Annotated in this window: 17 protein-coding genes; 10 read left to right on the top strand and 7 right to left on the bottom strand. The window is 57.5% G+C overall.

Translation table 11 applies throughout. The features are described 5' to 3' along the window. Positions 1–17: 17 nt before the first annotated feature. From AC522E_RS00130 to AC522E_RS00140, 3 genes are all read right to left on the bottom strand, one after another. Positions 18–1,526 (bottom strand): O-antigen translocase, encoded by a 1,509-nt coding sequence (locus AC522E_RS00130; protein WP_500748395.1) that lies wholly within the window; start codon positions 1,524–1,526, stop codon positions 18–20. 49 nt (positions 1,527–1,575) lie between these two features. Beyond that, a complete protein-coding gene (locus AC522E_RS00135) occupies positions 1,576–2,508 on the bottom strand; it encodes a glycosyltransferase family 2 protein (RefSeq protein ID WP_500748396.1) in 933 nt (310 codons plus the stop codon). A 259-nt stretch (positions 2,509–2,767) separates the two neighbouring features. Next, the gene (locus AC522E_RS00140) at positions 2,768–4,144 is read right to left on the bottom strand and encodes a polysaccharide biosynthesis/export family protein (protein WP_500748397.1); all 1,377 of its coding nucleotides are present in this window, start codon (positions 4,142–4,144) and stop codon (positions 2,768–2,770) included. A 221-nt stretch (positions 4,145–4,365) separates the two neighbouring features. On the opposite strand from AC522E_RS00140, the gene AC522E_RS00145 reads away from it, so the two are divergent. From AC522E_RS00145 to wecC, 6 genes are all read left to right on the top strand, one after another. Then, positions 4,366–5,835 (top strand): GumC family protein, encoded by a 1,470-nt coding sequence (locus AC522E_RS00145; protein ID WP_500748398.1) that lies wholly within the window; start codon positions 4,366–4,368, stop codon positions 5,833–5,835. A gap of 9 nt (positions 5,836–5,844) precedes the next feature. Then, positions 5,845–6,645: a CpsD/CapB family tyrosine-protein kinase gene (locus AC522E_RS00150; RefSeq protein WP_500748399.1), complete on the top strand. Its 801-nt coding sequence runs from the start codon at positions 5,845–5,847 to the stop codon at positions 6,643–6,645. A 350-nt stretch (positions 6,646–6,995) separates the two neighbouring features. Beyond that, on the top strand, positions 6,996–7,715 hold the full coding sequence (locus AC522E_RS00155) for a sugar transferase (protein ID WP_500748400.1): 720 nt from the start codon (positions 6,996–6,998) through the stop codon (positions 7,713–7,715). Between the two features lie 95 nt (positions 7,716–7,810). After that, positions 7,811–8,560 (top strand): WecB/TagA/CpsF family glycosyltransferase, encoded by a 750-nt coding sequence (locus AC522E_RS00160; protein WP_500748401.1) that lies wholly within the window; start codon positions 7,811–7,813, stop codon positions 8,558–8,560. 84 nt (positions 8,561–8,644) lie between these two features. Further along, complete coding sequence (gene wecB / locus AC522E_RS00165; protein WP_500748402.1) at positions 8,645–9,772, top strand: non-hydrolyzing UDP-N-acetylglucosamine 2-epimerase; 1,128 nt, start codon at positions 8,645–8,647, stop codon at positions 9,770–9,772. After that, on the top strand, positions 9,769–11,049 hold the full coding sequence (gene wecC, locus AC522E_RS00170) for a UDP-N-acetyl-D-mannosamine dehydrogenase (RefSeq protein WP_500748403.1): 1,281 nt from the start codon (positions 9,769–9,771) through the stop codon (positions 11,047–11,049). Before wecB ends, wecC begins: the two co-directional genes overlap by 4 nt. A 10-nt stretch (positions 11,050–11,059) precedes the next feature. Here wecC and AC522E_RS00175 read toward each other — a convergent pair whose 3' ends face one another. After that, positions 11,060–11,851 (bottom strand): YoaK family protein, encoded by a 792-nt coding sequence (locus AC522E_RS00175; protein ID WP_500748404.1) that lies wholly within the window; start codon positions 11,849–11,851, stop codon positions 11,060–11,062. A 49-nt stretch (positions 11,852–11,900) separates the two neighbouring features. Further along, positions 11,901–14,099 (bottom strand): glycoside hydrolase family 3 N-terminal domain-containing protein, encoded by a 2,199-nt coding sequence (locus tag AC522E_RS00180; protein WP_500748405.1) that lies wholly within the window; start codon positions 14,097–14,099, stop codon positions 11,901–11,903. 272 nt (positions 14,100–14,371) lie between these two features. Here AC522E_RS00180 and AC522E_RS00185 point away from each other — a divergent pair, with 272 nt between their 5' ends. Beyond that, positions 14,372–15,793 (top strand): response regulator, encoded by a 1,422-nt coding sequence (locus AC522E_RS00185; RefSeq protein WP_500748406.1) that lies wholly within the window; start codon positions 14,372–14,374, stop codon positions 15,791–15,793. 129 nt (positions 15,794–15,922) lie between these two features. Here the strand turns inward: AC522E_RS00185 and AC522E_RS00190 are convergent, their stop codons facing one another. Both AC522E_RS00190 and AC522E_RS00195 read right to left on the bottom strand, forming a co-directional pair. Beyond that, a complete protein-coding gene (locus AC522E_RS00190; RefSeq protein ID WP_500748407.1) occupies positions 15,923–16,564 on the bottom strand; it encodes a gamma-glutamyl-gamma-aminobutyrate hydrolase family protein in 642 nt (213 codons plus the stop codon). Positions 16,565–16,620: 56 nt separating this feature from the next. After that, positions 16,621–17,595 (bottom strand): amidoligase family protein, encoded by a 975-nt coding sequence (locus AC522E_RS00195; RefSeq protein WP_500748408.1) that lies wholly within the window; start codon positions 17,593–17,595, stop codon positions 16,621–16,623. A 127-nt stretch (positions 17,596–17,722) separates the two neighbouring features. Between AC522E_RS00195 and AC522E_RS00200 the strand changes: the two genes are divergently transcribed. From AC522E_RS00200 to AC522E_RS00210, 3 genes are all read left to right on the top strand, one after another. Next, positions 17,723–19,132, top strand: a complete 1,410-nt coding sequence (locus AC522E_RS00200; RefSeq protein ID WP_500748409.1) for an MATE family efflux transporter — start codon at positions 17,723–17,725, stop codon at positions 19,130–19,132. A gap of 347 nt (positions 19,133–19,479) precedes the next feature. Next, the gene (locus AC522E_RS00205) at positions 19,480–19,860 is read left to right on the top strand and encodes a septal ring lytic transglycosylase RlpA family protein (protein ID WP_500750808.1); all 381 of its coding nucleotides are present in this window, start codon (positions 19,480–19,482) and stop codon (positions 19,858–19,860) included. 63 nt (positions 19,861–19,923) lie between these two features. Next, on the top strand, positions 19,924–20,280 hold the full coding sequence (locus AC522E_RS00210) for a hypothetical protein (RefSeq protein ID WP_500748410.1): 357 nt from the start codon (positions 19,924–19,926) through the stop codon (positions 20,278–20,280). The last annotated feature ends 72 nt before the right edge of the window (positions 20,281–20,352 follow it).

Consider the following 20,352-nt stretch of genomic DNA (forward strand, 5'->3'; position numbering starts at 1 on the left):
GAATTGCAGGCCCCAGGTCAAACAAGTTTTTCCAGAAAGGGCCTTAGTGGTGCCGGGAGCCTGTCAGGGGAGTAGAGCGTCAGGAGAGATCGAAGCGAATAGAGGCTGCTGAATGCTACGGCCGCGACGCCGAGGCCCGTCGCAGGCCAGAACGGGAGGAAGAGGAACCCGCAGAATACTGCCCCAGCCAACGGTAGAAAAATCAGCCCAAGTACTCTGTTCGGCGCTGTCCAGCGAAACCCACTCATTCGCTTAACGATTAAATAGACCAAGATGCTATGCCAGACGTAAAGGAGAAAGAAGGCCGCGCCCGAACCGTTAACTCCGAACTTCGCGATCAAAAGCCAGGCGAGACCGACGTGAACAGTCGCGGCTGCAAATTCAGTCCAGAAAAAGGTGCCCCGAGCACCCTTGGCCAGAATAATGAAGCCCATAGGCCAGGCGACTACGCGCATCATCATCCCCAGGCATAACCACCTCAGGAGTGTGATGGCCGAGCTGAATTCCGTAGAGTAGAAAACCGCAAGGATGATCGGCGAGAACGTCAGCGTGGCAATGACGCCGGGACCTGCCAGCAGCATGCTCACATGGGCTTGCTCGTTGACCAACCGGTTGCATTCTGCGTTGTCCGTCGCTGTCGCGGTCAGTCGTGGATAGAAGTCAGCGCTCATCGCCTGTAGGAGAAATCCTGTGTAGAGGCCACCGAGAGTCCATGCAGCTTGATAGAACCCAGCCGCCTCAATCCCTGCAAGGTGCAGCACGATGATACGGATCCCATAGGCCGCGCCAACGGTCAGAAAGCTGCTTGCCATGAATGCAAGACCCAACTTCAGCAAACCCGCCAATTCGGGCCCCATCTGCGGCAGGGGGACATGGACGGAAGGCACCTGAGCCTTTCGACTGTACCACCAGGATGTGACAACCAAAGCGCCGGCGGTTGCTATGAGAGACAGAACGATGCCCCTCTCGCCGAACCAGTAGATCAATGGGATGCCGATTGTCGTACCGAAGAACGCTGCCAAAATGTTCATTCGTGCTAGATCGGGAATTCGTCGCAAACCTTGGATCAATGCCATCTGAGCGCCGGATATACAGCGGAAGAGCACGGCCAGGGAGAGTAGAGCAACGCCGATCGCTTGCTGATGACCATCGAAGGTGAATGCGGAGATCGGCCCCGCCAGAGCGAAAAGGCAAATCGCACCGAGTATACCGAGAACGATGGATGTACGCCTTAGAACCGTAGCTGTCTGTGCAATTCTGTCGCGATCTCCCGATCCTGCCGCCTCGGCTATCTGTCTGACCCCACTGTTAGAAATGCCTAAGCCTGCCAGCCCTTGGGACATCTCGACAATCGCCGTGTACAATCCGGCAAGACCAACCCCTGAGGGACCAAGAATAATTGCGATTGCCTTGTTTCGGAGAATGCCAAAAGCGATAGTGATGACCGTCGAGCCGCCAATCTGCGCTGTCGAACGAAGAATCTGGATATAGCTGTGCCGGTTCGCGTGCTTCCCATCCGTGGTCATCAGCTGAGCAACTCTCCTTGATTCTCGGGCGAAAAATCGAACGTAGTCTCTAAATTGGGAGGCGTGATGGTCTCAATGATGCCCGCAGAGCCGCGCGGTGGGTCGGACCGAGAAAAGATCTCATAGCAGCGCCGGTTACGATGCCGAGTTGGAAAAGTGCGGCCTCCGCTTTCCCGTGATAACGCCTAAAATATTGTATACGGTTGCGCGCGAGAAGCGCCGAGAGCATTGGGTTCTCGCGGTATTCGCCCCCGATATGCATCACCTCAGCATTGGGAGCGTATATAATTGAAAAGTTGTGCTCGCGCATTCTGCGGAGATAGTCGACTTCCTCGCTGTAGAGAAAGAACGATTCATCCCAGTCGCCAATGGTCGCGCGCGCATGGGCCGAAACGGCGAGTGCAGCACCGGTTGCCCATTCCACCGGCCCTCCCAAATCGTAAAGTTTTGGGTCGCCAATCACCTCGCTCAGGCGGGTCCGCGAGGCCCAACGACCCAGGAAAGCCTCCAACCACACCGCGGCAATTGAAGGCTCCCGTCGAAGCGATAGGGCAACTGATCCATCCTCGTTCAGCATACGTGGGACGACAACTCCGACGCGCACATCCTGCAATCGCTCAAGCAGCCTCGTTGCGACCCCGGGACGGAGTCGGATATCTGGATTCAAAATGAGGACGTGTCGATCCGGCTCAATCGAAGACGTAGCCGCGTTGATCCCTGCGGCATATCCAGCGTTTCGCCCCATTCGAATGACCTTTGGACGAACCGGGTGGCGGGCGGCCAAGTCAGCACTTCCATCCTGTGACGCGTTGTCGACGATAACAGTCTCGATATCGGAGAGACCGCAAAGCCCATCGGCCAAAGAGTCGAGCAATCCTGGGAGCACTGCAGCACTGTTGTAGGTGACGACAATGAGCGACAGTGGCGAGTTGGCGGAAGGCCTCTCATTTACCGAACGATTCTGCATGTCCACAATCACCACGCTATGCGCCTGCGGCAGTAATTTGAAGAATATTGAGTGAGGACCATTGGTCCATCACCATTATGAGCTAGCGTTGTTTCGGCAAAGAAAGCAGGTCCCGAAACGAAAGAGGAGGTCCGATAATTGCGACCGGAAGGAACCAGGAGAATAGAAGGAACGCGTGACTTCGAAACATCGTCCTGCCAGATGCGCATGGAGCAGGGCCTATGACCGCTGGAGGCTAGGAACTCCGAAGTTGCCGGCCCTCTCGAACTGCTTCCTACTGCGTCGGCCCTTGATCGCCAGGAGCAACCCGACGCTCTCCCGGCGCTTCTCTGATCGCCACTTTAACGACATCCCCCGGCATCAAGAGCGTGTCCTCGCTCGCCACAAACTCATCAGACTTGTCCGGAGATTTTCGAACGATCGTGAATGCGAGCTCCGGCTCTACAGCACCGTCCTTGCCGTCTTTCGAGGGCGAGGCTTCGCTGATGATCAGGATTTTCTTAAGGACATCTTCCTTGATCCGCAGTCTCTCAAGAGCGGCCTGAGCCTCCTGCAACTCGGTCGACACGTCTGTCTGATGCTTGTCCTTCAGGCTGAGCGAGTTTCTTGTTGCTTCGCTCAGATTCTGGCGAGCCCGCATAACGGCTGTCACTTCGTCCAGTCTGTTAGACTGTAAGTTTGCGACAGCGAACTCCAGTTCCGTTCTACGCGATACCGTAGCAATGCCACGTTCGACAAGGGACTTTACATTCGCCAAATCGTCTCCGACCGTCTTGATACGGGCCTCCAACGACAATGTCTTCTGTTCCAGCACATCGATCTCAGCAGTAAAGAGGCTGCGCAGTTCGGCGAGGTTCTGAAGCTGGCGGTCGAGGGCATTTCTGCGTGCATCAAAAATGATTTTTTCCTGCGCGATAATCTCCGCCGTCATCTTGCTGCCCGCGGCCATAAACTCCGGAGGAAAACGAATCTCCGTACTGCCTGAAAACTCCGCTTGCAGCCGCGCTATGCGGCCAACGGTTCGCAGGATATCTTCGCGAAGCGTTTGCAATTCCCCAAGCATACTGATCTGGCCCTTGTCTCCGCCTTCGGTCGTAAGTCGGAAACGGCCGCCGCTGAGTGCCAGTGCCTGAAGGACAGTGACACCAGGCCGAAACTTGTATTCGCCCGGCTTTGAGACGCTTCCGACGATATACAAAGGGGGGTAGTCCAGAATCTCCACGGTAGCGTCTGGAACGTTGATAAGGCCAACCTTGTCCTTCAGTTGCTGAGCGATCTTGGAAGCAAGCATTGTGCTGTCGAGCCCCTCGACTGACATGGAGCCGACGAGCGGGATTGAGATGGTCCCTGCTGATGACACGGTGAACTCGCCACCGACTGCATCCCACCGCTGGTATTCGCCCTTTGCCGGGACCCATTGAACCACAGTTACGCGCAGACTTGTCTGCGGCGCTAGCGGATAACCCTGTGCGTAGCTCGGCTTCGGTACAATAGCCACGCAGCCGAACAGGACCGAAGCGACGATCATGGTGCTGGTATGGATGCGCCTGGCGCTCCGTGTCTTCCACATTTCATGGCTACCTGCAAAACGTCCTCGTTGAAGAGGCTCTGGGCCGAATTTCGGAGACTCTACAGAGATCGTCAATGCCATTACTTCAAAGTACTCCCTATGGGCCACGCCATTTGCTGGACACCTTTGAGCCCCTAGGTATAAATTTGCGTTGTAGAAATTCAGTCGTGGGAAATCCCGATCCAAGCTTTGCAGGAATGGTCACTTCGCTTCGACGAGATGATCGAACTCGAAGTGGAACGCTCCGGGTTTGCCGACTGACGGCTGACAAGCGGTCTCGAACGTGGACGAGCGGACAGACTATGGGAAATATCGACATTCGCTTTTATCGTTCAATCTTTCTCAGGCGCCTTCCGTATTTTCTGGCCATCTTTGCGACTGTTTCCGCCATCGGCCTTGCTATCGCGTCCATCCTGCCTCCGACATATCGGGCAGATGCCAAGATTATTGTCGAGTCGCCACAGATATCGGCGGATCTGGTCCGCTCGACCATACCGGCCGAGATTGTGAAGCAACTCCAACTTATCCAACTGCAGATGATGACACGTCCCAATCTTATGGCATTGGCCGATAAGTTTGGGCTTTATCCCGATCGTTCCGAGGCATCGGAGAATGATATTGTCGATGATATGCGTTCTAGAATGAGCGTCGACCCAATGCGACTGGACACACCACGCGGAGGCGAAGCCGCCACTGCTTTCGTCGTGTCATTCAAAGCGAAGGATCCTGTTCTCGCAGCTAATGTCGTGAATGAGTTCGTGAAGCTCATTATTCAAAAGAATGTTGATACGCGCAGCGAACAGGTGAGTGAAACCCTGCGCTTCTTCCAACAGGAGACAGAGCGACTTGGGAGCAGGCTTGGCCAGCTTGAGAACGACATTTCAAACTTCAAGAACCAGAACAAGGATGCGTTGCCTGAAAGTCTAAGCTTCCGCCGAACGCAGCAACTGAACCTTCAGGAAAGGCTCATGCAGCTAGGGCGCGAGGAAGCCTCCCTTCGAGAGGGTCGGTCTCGGCTGACGAGGATGCTCGCCGGCACCGATCCGGTTCCCAATGCAGGCGTATCGACTCCTGCGGAACAGACACTTTCCCAGCTTCGAAAAGTCTTGATCGAGCAACGGACAGTCCTAGCAGAGCAGAGTCCGGGAATCATCAGTCTTCAAACCCAGATTGCAGCTTTGGAGAAGGCGGTTCAGAGCGAACGAGCCAACAAGGGGGACACCCCTTCGGGCAAGGCCGGCCCATCGGAGCTGGATATGCAGCTGGCTGATACCGATCAACGGATTGAAATGATTGCGAAGGAAAAAGAGGCTATTCAGCAGAGCCTATCCGAACTGGCGGCATCCATTGCCGCTACACCCGGCAATGAGGCGACATTGAATGCGTTGGAAAGACAATACCAGAATGTCCAATCTCAATACAACGTCGCTTCGGGTAAACTCGCGGAGGCTTCGACAGGGGAGCGGATCGAAACGCGCTCGAAAGGCGAGCGGCTTTCGGTTCTTGAATTGGCGGCGCCCCCGCAGCGGGCGATTGGACCGAAACGCTTTGCCATAGCGGCAGGCAGTGCCGTTGCCGGTCTCGTACTCGGTTTCGGGTTTGTGATACTGCTCGAATTCCTGAACAAGAGCATACGCCGGCCGATTGAATTGATAGAAGCACTCGAAATCGAGCCGCTCGCCACAATTCCGTACATCCCTGCTGCCGGTGAAGCACAATCAAGAAAGGTCGCGCTGATTCCAGCGGCTATCCGTCGTAATATAGGAATGTAGACACGAACCATGGAACGCATCCAAAGTACGATCGAGAATCTGGAGCGCGAGATAGCCCTGGTGGCGTTCTCGGAGATAGGCACCCCGCCTCCGCCCTCCTTCGCAAGCGAGGTGTTCTGGCGCCGACTGCCTCACATCAAGCTCGACCGTAGGCGCGTTGCCCAGGGACGCATCGTGACGATCGATCGAATGGATGCTGCTAACTTCACCTTTGACATCCTCCGCACCAAGATCCTGAAAATCATGCGTCAGAACAGATGGACGTCGGTCGCTATCACCTCGCCGACTCCAGCTTGCGGAAAGACTGTAGTGGGCCTCAACCTGGCCTTTAGCTTCGCCAGCCTGAAGGATTGTCGCACGGTTCTTGTCGACCTGGATCTGCGACGACCCCAGGTCAGCAGCATTCTCGGGCTCGACAAGACGTACTCGATGGAAAAATTTCTGAAGGGCGAGTGTTCCATCGAAGATGCATTTGTGCGCTACGGGGACAATGTCGCCATTGGAGCGAACTCAAGCCCTGTTCTGTATGCGTCCGAACTGTTGCAAAGTCCGCGAACCGGTCCAATCCTTGCTAATCTGAAGGAAAAGCTTAAGCCCGATATCATGCTTTTCGACTTGCCTCCGATGCTCGTCAACGACGATGTTCTGGCGTTCTTGCCAAATGTAGATTGTGTAATATTGGTTGTCGCCGCAGAGGCCAGTACGCTGGGTGAGGTCGATATATGCGAGAGGAATCTCGCTCGCGAGTCCCGCGTTCTGGGTGTCGTTCTGAACAAGTGCCACTACGGACCGGAGGATTACGGTTACTAAAAATTGGCCTCGGCAATTGACGTTTGAATGGCCAAGATGCCGCCGACCTGAGTTCAGTAGCACCTCCGGCCATCCTTCGCGGTCTCTGCCGCTGGAGGATATGCATGTGTAGCTATCGAATCTGAATTACCTCTTCCTTTGCCCTTGAAGCGTCGCTGTCAAAGACGGATTAGTACGTCTTCCTCCAGATAGATTTTATTGAGTGACTCAATCATTCCAACCGTGCCGCGCGATGGGTAATACCTTGTCGGCGAATGTGTCTTGTCTAGCTCCCTATGTCTCGTTGACCGCAGAAGCGAACGCAACAATCATCGCTCCATCAAAGATCTCGCTGGATCGAGAGGTTGCCGATGGCAGTGCGGAATGCCCTATCGAGTGAAGTTCGTGTCGATCTTTCCACGCAACAGTCGGCTCTAATACGGCCTCTAAGAACGTGGCCGACAACTGAAGCAAGCGCCGATGTCAGTCCCTATCTCAATTCTCCTACAAAGCGCTTCTTTGATGTCGCACTCGCAGTTCTTCTGATCGTCGTACTGATGCCGATAATGGCTCTGGCTGCCCTAGGAGTACGCTGGTCAAGTTCCGGATGCATCGTCTTCCGACAGAAGAGACACGGAAGAAAGCAAGTCCAGTTTGAGATTCTCAAATTCCGTTCCATGCACGCGGAGTGCGGTGCGGATCCAGCCGTACCGCAGGCAAAGTCATGTGATCCACGGGTCACTGCCCTAGGCCGCTTCTTGCGCAAGACGAGCATTGACGAACTACCCCAGCTCTTCAACGTCCTGCGCGGCGAAATGTCTTTGATCGGCCCGCGTCCTCACGCGCTTGTACATGATGAGAAGTATCTAGCCGAGCTCCCGGCCTATGGACAGCGTTTCTCTGCGTTGCCGGGGATTACGGGACTTGCCCAGGTGAGTGGTGCGCGAGGCGAAACGCCGACATTGGCGCATATGCAGAGACGGTTGCAGTTCGACCTGGAGTATATCAGGACGGCATCGCTCGCGCTCGATATTAAGATTTTGGTTCTTACTGCAATTACCATGATCAGAAATCACGCGGACGTATATTGAGGTTGGCCTCTTCCCGACTTGCTGAATGTCCAGCGGTTCCATTTGCGGCGAGTGGAGGTTGACCGCATCGTTCTGCGCCGCCCGAAGGTGCAACCGTGAGAACTGTATTCCTTGAAACTCCGATCGATGTTCTGTCACTCCAGGAGACAGTTCAGATCGCCTCCGAATCTATGCGGAACCGGCGGCGAGTCAGGCATGTCGCGATGAACGTCGCAAAGCTTGTCAAGATGAGATCTGATCCGTCATTGCGGAGCGATGTTCTTAAAAGTGACATCATCGGAATCGATGGAGCTGGGATTGTTATCGGGGCTCGCTTGCAGGGTATTCCGGTTTCAGAGCGGGTCGCAGGGGTCGATCTGATGGAGAAGCTTCTTGAGTGCTGTGCTCAGGAGGGATTCAGGCCCTATTTTCTGGGGGCAAGAGAGGATGTTCTTCAACGCGCCATGTATGTTGCCAGGGAGCGATATCCCAGCCTTGAGTTTGCCGGATCGCGAAATGGCTACTTCAGCAGCGATGAGGAGGGTGCGATCGTCGCGCAGATCAATGCAGCCAGCGCCGACTGCCTCTTCTTGGGAATGCCGACCCCTCAGAAGGAACGATTCCTCGCCAAGCATGCAGACTCGCTGAACACCCCCTTTCTGATGGGAGTCGGCGGTTCATTCGACGTTCTCGCCGGAAAGGTGACACGCGCACCTGAAGCAATGCAGAAACTGGGGTTGGAATGGCTTCATCGTCTTCTGCAGGAGCCAAAGCGCATGGCTTGGCGATACCTCAGTACCAATGCAGTCTTTGCGGTTCTTCTATTTGAGGCAATCCTCGGTAGATACTCCAGAAGAGTATCCTAAATGGGCGACGGTTTCATGTATGGTGATCTCAGATAACGTCGAGACTTTCACCATACAATTCATGTCTCAGTTAGGGTCAAGTGCATGCAGCATGTGCTGGTAGCTTTTGGAACGCGGCCTGAAGCGATCAAAATGCTTCCAGTGGTGAGGGCCTTGCGCGAATCCGGCAGTGTATCGGTCAGCGTTGCCATTACGGGACAGCATCGGCAAATGCTCGATCAGGTCTTTGACGTGTTCGAAGAGAAGCCGGATATCGATCTCAATCTGATGACGCACGATCAGAAATTACCCGATATAACCGCCTCCATCCTAAGCCAGATGGCGGATGTCCTCGGGAACCTTCATCCCGACCTCGTCCTGGTTCATGGTGATACGACAACCGCTATGGCGACGGCTGTGGCAGCCTTCTACAACCGCGTTCCAGTCGGACATGTGGAAGCTGGGTTGCGCTCTTTCGACTTGGCGCGGCCGTGGCCTGAGGAATTCAACCGTGTGGCCATCGATTCACTGGCAGAATACCTTTTTGCGCCGACCACCGTCGCTGCCGGTAACCTGGACCGGGAGTACAGTCGCCGGGGCCGAGTCTACGTGACGGGCAATACGGGCATCGATGCCCTGCTTCACGTGTCTCGAAAGATCGAGTTGGAGGACGGAGGCGGGGCAAACGTCCTCAAGGCTCCTGTCGCTCTCGATCCCGACCGCTCCCTGATCCTTGTGACGGGACATCGGCGAGAAAGCTTTGGAGCGGGGTTTGAAGGTATCTGCTCAGGTCTCGCAAGGCTCGCGACGCGTGGCGACGTCGAAATCGTTTATCCTGTTCACCTCAATCCCGCTGTGCGAGAAATCGTGCGTGCTCGCCTCGGCGGGTTGTGCAACGTGCATCTCATAGATCCCGTATCGTATGTCGATATGATCAGGTTGATGAAGCGCGCAAAGGTCATTCTGACCGACTCGGGAGGCATTCAGGAGGAGGGGCCCGCCCTGGGGCGACCCGTTCTCGTGATGCGAGATACAACCGAACGCCCGGAAGCGGTTGCAACCGGAACCGTCAGTTTGGTTGGGACCGACCCCATCCGGATTCATCGCGAGGTCTCCGAACTTCTCGACGATGAGCATTCCTACCAACAGCGGGCGCGAGCCGTCTTCCCTTATGGGGATGGAACGGCATCGACCCAGATCGCCAAAATCATAGCGGAGTCGTTTTGCGCATGACTACAGTCTGTGTCGTCGGCCTGGGTTATATTGGGCTCCCGACGGCGGCTATGCTGGCCAGCCGCGGATTTCACGTCGTGGGATATGATGTCAACGAGGCCGCCGTTGCTTCTATTAACTCCGGTAAGGCTCATTTCCACGAGCCGGACCTGCAGATGCTTCTTTCGGCAGCCATCAGCACGGAGCGGTTCAAGGCACAATCTCAGCCGGCGGAAGCGGATTATTTCATCATCGCGGTTCCGACACCGTTCCGCGATGGCAAGAAGCCAGACATGTCCCACGTCGAGAAGGCATGCGACGTCATCGCGCCATACCTGACCGCAGAATCTACGGTCATTCTTGAGTCCACCTCACCCGTGGGAAGTACAGAGCTGATGACGGCGAGGCTCGCCGAGTTGCGGCCGGACCTCGCGTTTCCCCGGTTCAAGGAGGCAGGTGATGCGCAAGTCGCCGTGGCGCATTGCCCGGAGAGAATCCTTCCGGGAAATATGCTGCGTGAGCTTGTCTCCAATGATCGGATCATCGGTGGAATGACGGATGCGTGTTCGCGCCGTGCGCTTACCCTCTACGAGAGCTTCGTAACGGGACATATCTATACGACAGATTGCAGGACGGCTGAATTCGTCAAGCTTACGGAGAATGCGTTCCGGGACGTCAATATTGCTTTCGCCAATGAGCTTTCCACGATCTGCGACAAGATCAATGTCGATGTCTGGCGCGCGATCGAGCTTGCCAACAAGCATCCACGGGTCTCGATTTTGCAGCCAGGAACGGGTGTCGGAGGGCATTGCATCGCGGTTGATCCCTGGTTCATTGTCGATTCTGCCCCGGAGGAAGCGCGGCTTATCCGTATGGCTCGTGAGGTCAATGATCGCAAGCCGGAATATATCTTCCATAGGATCCTGGACCTCGCCGACCGATTTAAGAACCCGGTCGTGTCGTGCTTCGGAATCACTTACAAAGCCGATGTGGGAGACCTGCGCGAGAGCCCATCCATGAAGATCGTGATGAAGCTGCTCCAGCATGGTGGCGTGAAGGTTCTCGTCTGCGATCCTCTGGTTAAGGAGTTGCCGGCGGTTTTCCATGGCTGCCCCGATATTCGGCTGGTCGACGCCGATACGGCAAGGCAGGAATCCGATATCGTCGCCTTTCTCGTTGCGCATAAGCAGTTCAAGCGCCTCGAGTTCAATCGATTTCTCCATAAGGTCGTCGTCGATGCGACCGGCCTCATCTCGCGCCCGAGCGATCTCGACAGAAGCTTCGAGCGGATGGGCTAAGGCGCTTCGCTTAAGCCTGCCGCGTTCGCGCGATCCAGTCGTCCGCCAGAGAGGGACAGGCCAGGATCAGGAGAAGGAGGGCTAGGGGCATTGAGAACAGAAAGCCTCCCATTTTGTAGCCGATGGCACCGGTGACGCCGCCGATGAAGAAGGAGGCCAGCAGGAGCGAGAGCAGGCGGAGCTTGGTCTGGTCGGCGGAAACCTTCGGGACAAAAGTGCTGCGGTTCCAATAGCAAAGTTTGCCAAGTTCGATGCCGATGTCCGTGATGATTCCGGTCACGTGCGTCGTTCGCATGCGCGCGCCGGAGATCTTCGTCACAGTCGCATTCTGCAAGCCCATGATGAAGCACAGCCATGGAATCGTCACGAGGACGAAGGAGGGTGTCGGGAAGAAAAGCCAGCCATAGAGACCAAAGCCGAACAGAAAGACAGCCTCGAGAAAAAGGGGGAGAGCGTACTGGCTATCGAGGTGGCGCCGTTTGCCCCAATTGATCAGGATGGCCGAGCAACCGGCACCCGCCACGAAGGGCACGACCCCCGCAAGACCGATCAGAAAGAGATCGAAAGCGCCTAGCGCAAGATTGTCCGCCATTCCCGAGAAAATGCCGGACATATGCGACGTGTACTGGCCGACCGCCAGGAATCCGCCTGCATTGACCGCACCGGCGATAAAGGTCAGGACCATGCCGAGCAGCAGGTCGGCGGAACCTGTTCTCCGAGATGATGCAGCCCATCTCACGGGCATGACATAGCGTGCCGCAACACCTCCTTTCCTTTCATGAAGTTGATGGGTATTTGTCATGAATCCGTCTCTGGCTACCTCGGCGCTGCTGAATGTGGCTGGGCTGCTCTCACTGGGCCATGGTCGAGGCCGATGCGCGCTGCCCTGAGGACGGGACGGTGATTGTCTCCAGGATCGAAGCCTCGCCAACAGGCTCGGCTAAGGAGTTTCCGCCCACGAAGACCTGGATTGCCCCGGCTTCGACCTCATAGGTCCCGTCGTCCTGATGAAAGCCGAGAGCTTCGACCGGCACGCGTAGAACGACACGCTTTGTTTCGCCCGGGCACAGTGCGACTTTCTCGAACGCCTTCAGTTCACGCAGGGGTCGGCTGCGGCTGGCAATCGGGTCGCGCGTGTAGAGCTGGACGACCTCCTGTCCGGAGCGTGAGCCGCTATTGGTAATGGAGACAGCGACTTCCAATGTGTCGCCCGATCTCAAGCGAGGTTTCACGATGACAGGGTCGGTGTAGGAAAACCGAGTGTAGCTGAGACCCCACCCGAACGGGTAGAGCGGCGTCACCGCCTCGTCCACATATTTCAAGGTGAAGCGGTTGTTGTGAAGGGTCGGCCGACCAGTGGGAAGCCGGTTGTAGTAGAGCGGCAATTGCCCCACCGTGCGTGGCCAAGTGACAGGCAGTTTCCCGCTCGGGCTCACATCGCCAAAGAGAATATCAGCAACCGCCGTCCCGCCTTCCGTGCCCGGATACCAGGCCATCAGAATGGAAGGGATCCGATCGGCGATCCTGCCGAGTTCGAGCGGCCGGCCGCCGACGATCACCAGAACCACAGGTTTGCCTGTGGCTGCCAGGGCCTCAAGGATTTCGGCCTGCTTGCCGTTGAAGGTCATGTAGGCCCGGGATGCCGCCTCGCCCGAAAGGTCCACCGGTTCGCCAAAGACAGCAACCGTGAGATCTGAAGCGTTGGCGGCATCGAGCGCAGCCGGGAGCTGGTCCTGCTCCGTGCAGAACAGATCGCAGGCTGGCGCATGTCTCACTTGAATGCCCGTCCGCCCGGCTCTCCGGCGAATTCCCTCGAGTATCGATACGGTATCCTGCGCATGCCCCCTCGCGCCGTGAGGCCCGAATTGGTCCTGAGGTGCATCGGCCAGGGGGCCGACCACGGCGATCGAGTGGATGGAAGGGGATACGGGCAGAACGTCATTTCGGTTCTGCAGCAGGACAAGCGTTTCCTGAGCAACCTCGCGTGCCGCCTTCCGCGATTCCGGCGAAGGAAATATGGAATCCACATGCTGAGGATTGGCATCGGGACGGTCGAACAGGCCAAGGCGCATCTTGGTTCTCAGGACGCGCCGGGCCGCTTCATCCACGACACTCTCGGGCACGCGACCGGACCGTACTTCCTCCGGAAGATGCCGGATGTACAATTCCCCCATCATATCCATGTCCACACCGGCGAGGATGGCCTTTCGAGCCGCTTCCGCCCCGTTCGCGGCAACACCGTGGCCGATCAGTTCCTTGATCCCGGCCCAGTCGGAGGTGACGAACCCGTCGAAGCCCCATTGACGGCGCAGCACATCAGTCTGCAGCCAAGGGTTGGCGGTCGACGGAATCCCGTTCAGGGCATTGAAAGCGGCCATGAAGCTTGCCGATCCGGCTTTGACCGCTGCTTCGAAGGGCGGGAGGTAGGTATCGTACATTTCCGCTCGTGGAATGTAGGTTGTGTCATAGTCGCGGCCCCCTTGGGGAGCTCCGTATCCCGCAAAATGTTTCGTCGCCGTGGCAAGGCCGCCTTTGATGAACCCTTCGACCCGAGCGGCGGTCAGGACCGAGCCGAGATAGGGGTCCTCGCCGAAACCCTCGACGATGCGGCCCCATCGACTGTCACGGGAAAGATCAGCCATCGGCGCAAATGTCCATTGCAGGCCGACATAGGACGCTTCCCGAGCCGCCCATTCGGAGGCAAGGCGAGAAAGCCGCGGACTGAAGGCCGCAGCCTCTCCCAATGGAATTGGGAACTGGGTCCGGAAACCATGAAGCACGTCGAGGCCGAAGAGAACAGGAATTTTAAGGCGGGATCGCCGAGCTGCGGCCTGGGCGCGGGCGATATCCTCGGCATTGTTGAAGTTCAGAAGCGCTCCGGTCCGGCCTGAAGAGATATCGTCCCAGCGAAGCAGGGCGCCGTTTGAAACCATGTTCAGCTGGCCAACCTTCTCCTCAAGGGTCATCTTCCCGAGAAGGTCGTTCACTCTCCGTTCGATATCCTCTTTTGCTTGGGCGATCACCGTCATGCTGACGAAAAGAAGGCTCATGAGGCTTAGCCGCATGGGAGCAGATACACAGTTCAGCCGCACAAGAATCTCCCTGGTACGCGCACGAAAACTTTACTGCGGAGGATGCCGCAGGCCGCCCGTTCATGCTAAATAGGACAATTATGGGGAATTGACGTTAATCCCCTGCGCTCGGTCAATACAATTGTTCGCCAGCCTCAATCAGACATGCGATGTACCTGCTGCCGTCCAATCTGAGGATTGTCCTTGCCGCCTCCTGCTGTCTCTTGGTCGTTTTGGGAGCAGTGGTGGGAGTGGCAGCCTTTATCGGCCAGACTGAACTGGTCGTCATCTCGGCCATGGCCCTGATCGCGGTGGCCCTCGGGAGCTTTCTTTTGCTCGGCTGGCAAATCGCGCAGGTTTTGCGGGCGCAAGGGAGGCTCCTGGACCGACTTTCGGGACGCTTGACCGTATTCGAGGAGCAGGCCGAACCTGAGGGCGCGGCGGAAAAGCTGACCCCACCTGTATCAAAGGGCGCTCCGGCTCCGCTTGAGGACGACACGCGCCATTACCAGAGGGCCGAAGCCTACAGCCATCTCCGGGACGGGATCGTGCACGATCTCAACAATCGTCTCATGGTGATCGGTGCCAATGTCGACACGGTTGCCAGGCAGCTGAGAGACCAGCCGGCGCTGCAGCGCAAACTTCTCTCAGCCCTGGTTGCTGCCGACCAGGCGGGGTCGCTGATCGCCCGATCGAGCGCCTTCACGCGGCGGGACGCCCGAAAAATCCAGTATGTCGACCTCGCGGAGCGGATTGATTCCATCGCGGTCCTGCTGAGCCGCTCGCTCTTGCGCGATACCGTCGAACTGCAGGTGAGCGCGGAGGAGGGATTGTGGGGCGTCGAAGTTGATCCGAATGACCTCGAGACGGCAGTTGTCACGCTTTGCGCCAATATGCGCAACACTCTTCTCCAGGGTGAGATGATTACGATAGAAGCGCAGAATATTACTGTTTCCAAAGGAACTTTATCCCGTTTGGACGTCGAAGGCGATTTCGTGCGGCTTGCTTTCGGCAGCAGTTCTCCTGGCGACATGCCGAATAGCACGGAGAAGCGCCCGGAGGGTGTCTTTACCATGCAGGACATGGACCTCCCGAGCTGGGTAGAATTCAATTGGAGCCTGAACTTCCTTCAACCGCTTGGGGGAATGGCGGAGGTTGTCACGCTCGGGACGAAATCCGCCATCGCGCTTTACCTGCCGCGGGCAAAGGCCCCACCACAGACCATGCCCTCCGTGCAGCGCAACGATAGAGGTGTGAGCGAGAGAGCTTCGACCCATACCGAGATCCTGATCGTCGATGATGAAATCGAGGTCGCCCTCGCTTTGCAGACTATGCTCGAGGAGCTCGGCTACATTGCGCGCATCGCAACGAATGCTGGGCAGGCACTGATGACTATCAAGGCTCGAAAGCCCGGATTGCTGCTCGCCGACGTTGCCATGTCGGGGCCATTGAGTGGCCTCATGCTGGCTCGCGAAGTACGGCAGATCTTTCCGGACCTGCCGATTCTTCTCATCACGGGGAATCCCGCTATTGCGGCGGACGCGAGCGAATTTACGCTTCTGCCTAAACCCATCGTGAGTCGCCATCTCCATACCGAAATTCAGAAGCAGCTCGCCCAGGGTTCAGGCAAGGTCGTATCTCTTTTTCCAAAGACCTCGCGTCGTATGCACTAGCTCATCGTGCAGGTCCGAAAGGCTACACCAGCGAAATGTGGGCCAGACCCAACAAGCGACCTGCCGCTTGCAGAAGAGAGCACTGGATCGACCTCAAAGTGGATTCAGCCTTGGGATCGAAGTTCCAGATCACGACGCTATCACTGCCGCCGCGAGTTGTGCAGAGGACTGTCGAGCCGCGTCGGACAGGGCTTTGAACAGTCGCTGCTGCTGCTTCTTCCAGAACAATAGTTCCGGATGCCATTGAACGCCCAGAAGAAACGCCGCGCTCTGGCTCTCGATGGCTTGGACGATGCCGCTCTCGTCGCGTGCGGCGATGGACAATCCCCGACCGATCCTATCTACGGATTGATGGTGAAGCGAATTCACGTGACAAGGATTGCAGGCAAGTATCCGATCCAATCGTGATCCAGGTACGATCGAGATGCGTTTCTTAGGGAGTACGGTCCGCATCTTGGGCGCCTGGACATAGACTTCGTAGATGTCGGTATGAAGTGTCCCACCCAGCGCAACATTGATCATCTGGGATCCGCGGCAGATCCCGAGGACGGGAAGTGCCGCAGGAAGCGCTGCTCTCATGAGATCAAGTTCCAACTTGTCCCGCTCCGGATCGATGCGAACGTCGGGCAGCACGTTCCCGCCATAGATCTCCGCGCCGATATCGTCCCCGCCACCGATGACGAGGCCCTGCAGCGGCTCTTCAGGCAGAGGGTGGCCGGCCATCAGGCGAACTGAGCGCGCGCCGACGCGCGCAAGAGCGAGGCGATGCATGAGATAGCTGCGCCATCCGCCCTGCCGTGAGGTTGTGACTCCGATGAGAGGACCCATCATATCAGTGCAATGCGTTCAACGAGGTTGGCCCAGCTCTTGTCCTCGCCTGCGAACTTCAGAAAGGCGGAGCATACCTCAGTCAGACGATCTCGATTTTCTGCCAGACGCTCCACGGCAACCCATCGATTCCAATCGGGAGCGATCGTCCAGCCGGGATCGCTCACACGGGCGTCGGGCAGGCGATAATGGAATGTGGGACGGCCATTGATCTTCTCGTTGGGAAGGGCTGCCCGCACGCGATGGGCGTCGAAGTCATGTAGGAGAGGCAAAAGGTCGAGATCGCGGTTACGGGTCGGATTGGCCGCAAGATAATCGTCGATGAAGGTATCCATTCGCGGCCAGTAATCCGGCGCAACGATTTTGCGGACGTAGTCGGGAGGGAAGGGCGCGGCGAAGCCCAGAAGATCGCGCGTGGTATCAGGCGCAACCTCTCGGCGAAGCCAGGGGTTGAGCAGGACGAAGCTCTTCAGGAAAGCCACGGCCGTCTGTGCATCCCGGCGTGGAATTTCCGGATTGAAATGTAGTCCAAAGGCATAGAATGCGGCGTCCTGCGTTCCCCTTGCGCCGATGCCTCGGAGAATCGAGAGGACCTGATCGACTTCATGCAGCCGGTCGACGGGCAGAGGGGCCGTCACAAGCTCGCAGGGGATGATCAGGCCGGCGGCAAAGCCGAACCAGGCTGCCACCCGGGGCAGAACGCCAGACTGACCGCCCCGCTTGGCTGGATGCAGAATCCGGCTATCGAGTTCGATCGCAATATCACCGATGCTGGAGCCCTTCAGCAAATAGGCATGCGGGTCCTCTTCGAGGATATTTCCACCGAAAGCGTCTCGAAGAGCCCGGATGGCCGTTTCGGCAGTGGGGCCGGCGAACTCTACCTCGACCCCGACCGTCCGCATCTCGCCGGCCTCGGTCAAAAGAACCGGCGGATGCATAAATTCGATCGTGGTGGGTAGCGCTAGCTGCGCCATTGGGAACTCCGTAACGAACCGCTCAGGTGAACGAGTGCCAAGGAGTGAGGTTCCCTCGTATGGAACAGTGCTGCAGCCGCAGAGGGAGTGTGGCAATAACACTGCAATTCAGGCTACATGCGCCCCCATGAGTCTCTTCGATATCCCGAATCGCTCTGCCTGGACGGCGGAGCTGCGTGCGACCGTTGCACTGAGCTGGCCCTTGGTTCTGACCAATCTGGCCCAGAATGCCTTGATGACGTCCGACGTCATCCTCATGGGCTGGCTCGGTTCGGATGCCCTCGCAGCGGGGGCCCTGGGGACGAATCTCTATTTCGCTTTTCTGATCTTCGGGATCGGTCTTGTGAACGCGACTTCGCCCCTGATTGCCGAGGAACTCGGCCGCAAGCGCCATTCTGTTCGCGATGTTCGCCGGACGGTGAGGCAGGGCCTGTGGACGTCTGTCACCGTTGCCATTCCGATCTGGCTTCTGGCCTGGAATGGCGAAGCGATGCTTCTGGCCATGGGCCAGGAGCCGACTCTCGCCCATGACGCTGGCAGCTATATCCGGGCTCTGCAATGGAGCCTGCTGCCATTTCTGTTCGCGCTGGTCCTGCGCTCCTTCCTGTCGGCTCTGGAGAGGCCGGGATGGGCGCTGGTGATCGGCATCCTCGCCGTTCCTGTGAACTTTGGCGCTGCCTACGTATTCATGCTGGGCAAATTCGGCCTCCCGGCGCTCGGGCTGATCGGGGCTGGCATCGGTACGGTCGTTTCAAGCACCTTCATGTTCCTGAGCTTGGCTCTCGTCGTGATCATGGATCGGCGCTTCAGGCGGTACCACCTCTTCGGGCGCTTCTGGCGCCCGGATTGGCCACGCTATCGCGCCTTGTGGCGCATCGGAGCGCCAATCGGGCTGACCGTTGCCTTCGAAGTCACGATCTTCAATGCCGCAGCCCTGTTCATGGGACGGATCGGCGCCAATGAACTCGCTGCCCATGCCATCGCGCTGCAGATCGCATCCTTCTGCTTCATGGTACCTTTCGGTATCGGTCAGGCAGTCACCGTTCGGGTGGGGCGCGCCTTCGGGGGGCAGGATCGAGAGGGCGTGACGCGCGCGGGGTGGACTGCCTTCACCCTAGGTGTCGGGTTCATGATCTTTACCGCACTGCTCATGCTCCTCGCACCCCGTCTGCTGATCGGAGCCTTCATCGATCTCGAGGACTCGCACAATGCGCCGGTGCTCCAATTCGCCGTGACATTCCTTACTTTGGCGGCGGTGTTCCAGTTGGCAGACGGCGCACAGGCTGTCGGGGCAGGCATGCTGCGCGGCCTTCAGGATACGCGGGTGCCGATGATGTTCGCCGCCCTGGGATACTGGGGCGTCGGCTTGCCGCTCGGCGTATTCCTGGCATTCCGAACCGATCTCCGCGGTGTCGGTATCTGGATCGGGCTCGCGACAGGACTTGCTGTCGTCGCATCCCTGATGCTCTGGCGCTGGCTGCGCCGCAATGAACTGGGCTTGACGGAAACGCCACCTCAGAAAGTCCTTGCAAGCTGAGCCGCTGGCGAGGTGACTTGGCCTGGAGCGATCATTGAACGATCGGCGACGTTCCACATGGCGTGATGGACGCTTCTGACTCTGGCCCCTGGTCGACGTGGAACAGACGGAATCAAGCTCGGCCGGAGTACGACATCCCCTAACGTATAGAAACAATATCCAGGCTATAAGTTTACATTTTAATAAAGTTGTAGGCTATTCAGAAGGATTAGACGCAGGTGAAAAAGTAAGGCGGCATAAGGGAAAAATCATGCCGCCTTATTATCGCCTTCTTATCAGGGAGCTTCGCTTCTAGCACAAAGGAAGGGGAGCTTAAATCCTTGAAAAACATCCTCGCCCGCGCGCCAATTCTGGCGCCACTTCTTTTCGTTGCCGCTTGCAACACGACTTCAGGAGGTCCGGCTGAAACCGGATCCATTTCTCAGACCGCCGACAAGGCATTTCAGAAGGGGACCGCCTCATGGTACGGACCCGGTTTTCATGGGCGCCGCACGGCGAGCGGTGAACGGTTCAACTCATTGGCTATGACCGCCGCCCACAGGTCTCTTCCCTTTGGCACGAAAGTTCGTGTCGTCAACGAGAAGAATGGCCGCTCGGTCGTGGTCACCGTCAATGATCGCGGACCTTTCGCACATCGCAGAATCATCGACTTGGCGAAAGGGCCGGCAAAGGAAATCGGCCTGATGTCGACCGGCACGGCCTACGTCTCCCTGCATCGGATCGATTAAGGTTAGGCCCTTCTTAATGCCTTGCCACGATCCTTGGTCTGATTCGGACCAAGGGTTGCATAGATGGATTCCAGATCACTCCCGTCGTCGAACGTCGTCCGCTTTCCAGGGGCACGCTCGGCGGCCTCCCCTCGCCGTGACCAAAGAAGTCTGATGGATGCGGTCTATGCCGCTGGGGCCCTGCCGATTGCAGCGGACGACCGGGAGACAAAGACGCTCGCAACACGGCTTACGATCTTTGGCTTCGTCGTACTTGACGAAGTGCAGGCTGATGGCACGGCTCGCCGGCTGCGCGCCTCGGAGGCGGTCCATCTCTCGACGGCGCATCCATGGCGCATCTCGCGTTCCTCCAGTCGCTACGCGATCGGAAACGACCTTCCCGTCTCGGATCTCGACCTGTTCGCGATTCAGATGGCGTGAAAGTCTCGCCTTCGTTCGTCCTTGCCCTAGAAAGATGTCCTAGCCGCCAATGCCCGCGGCTGGATGCCCGAA

This window comes from Microvirga sp. BF8, assembly GCF_059888585.1.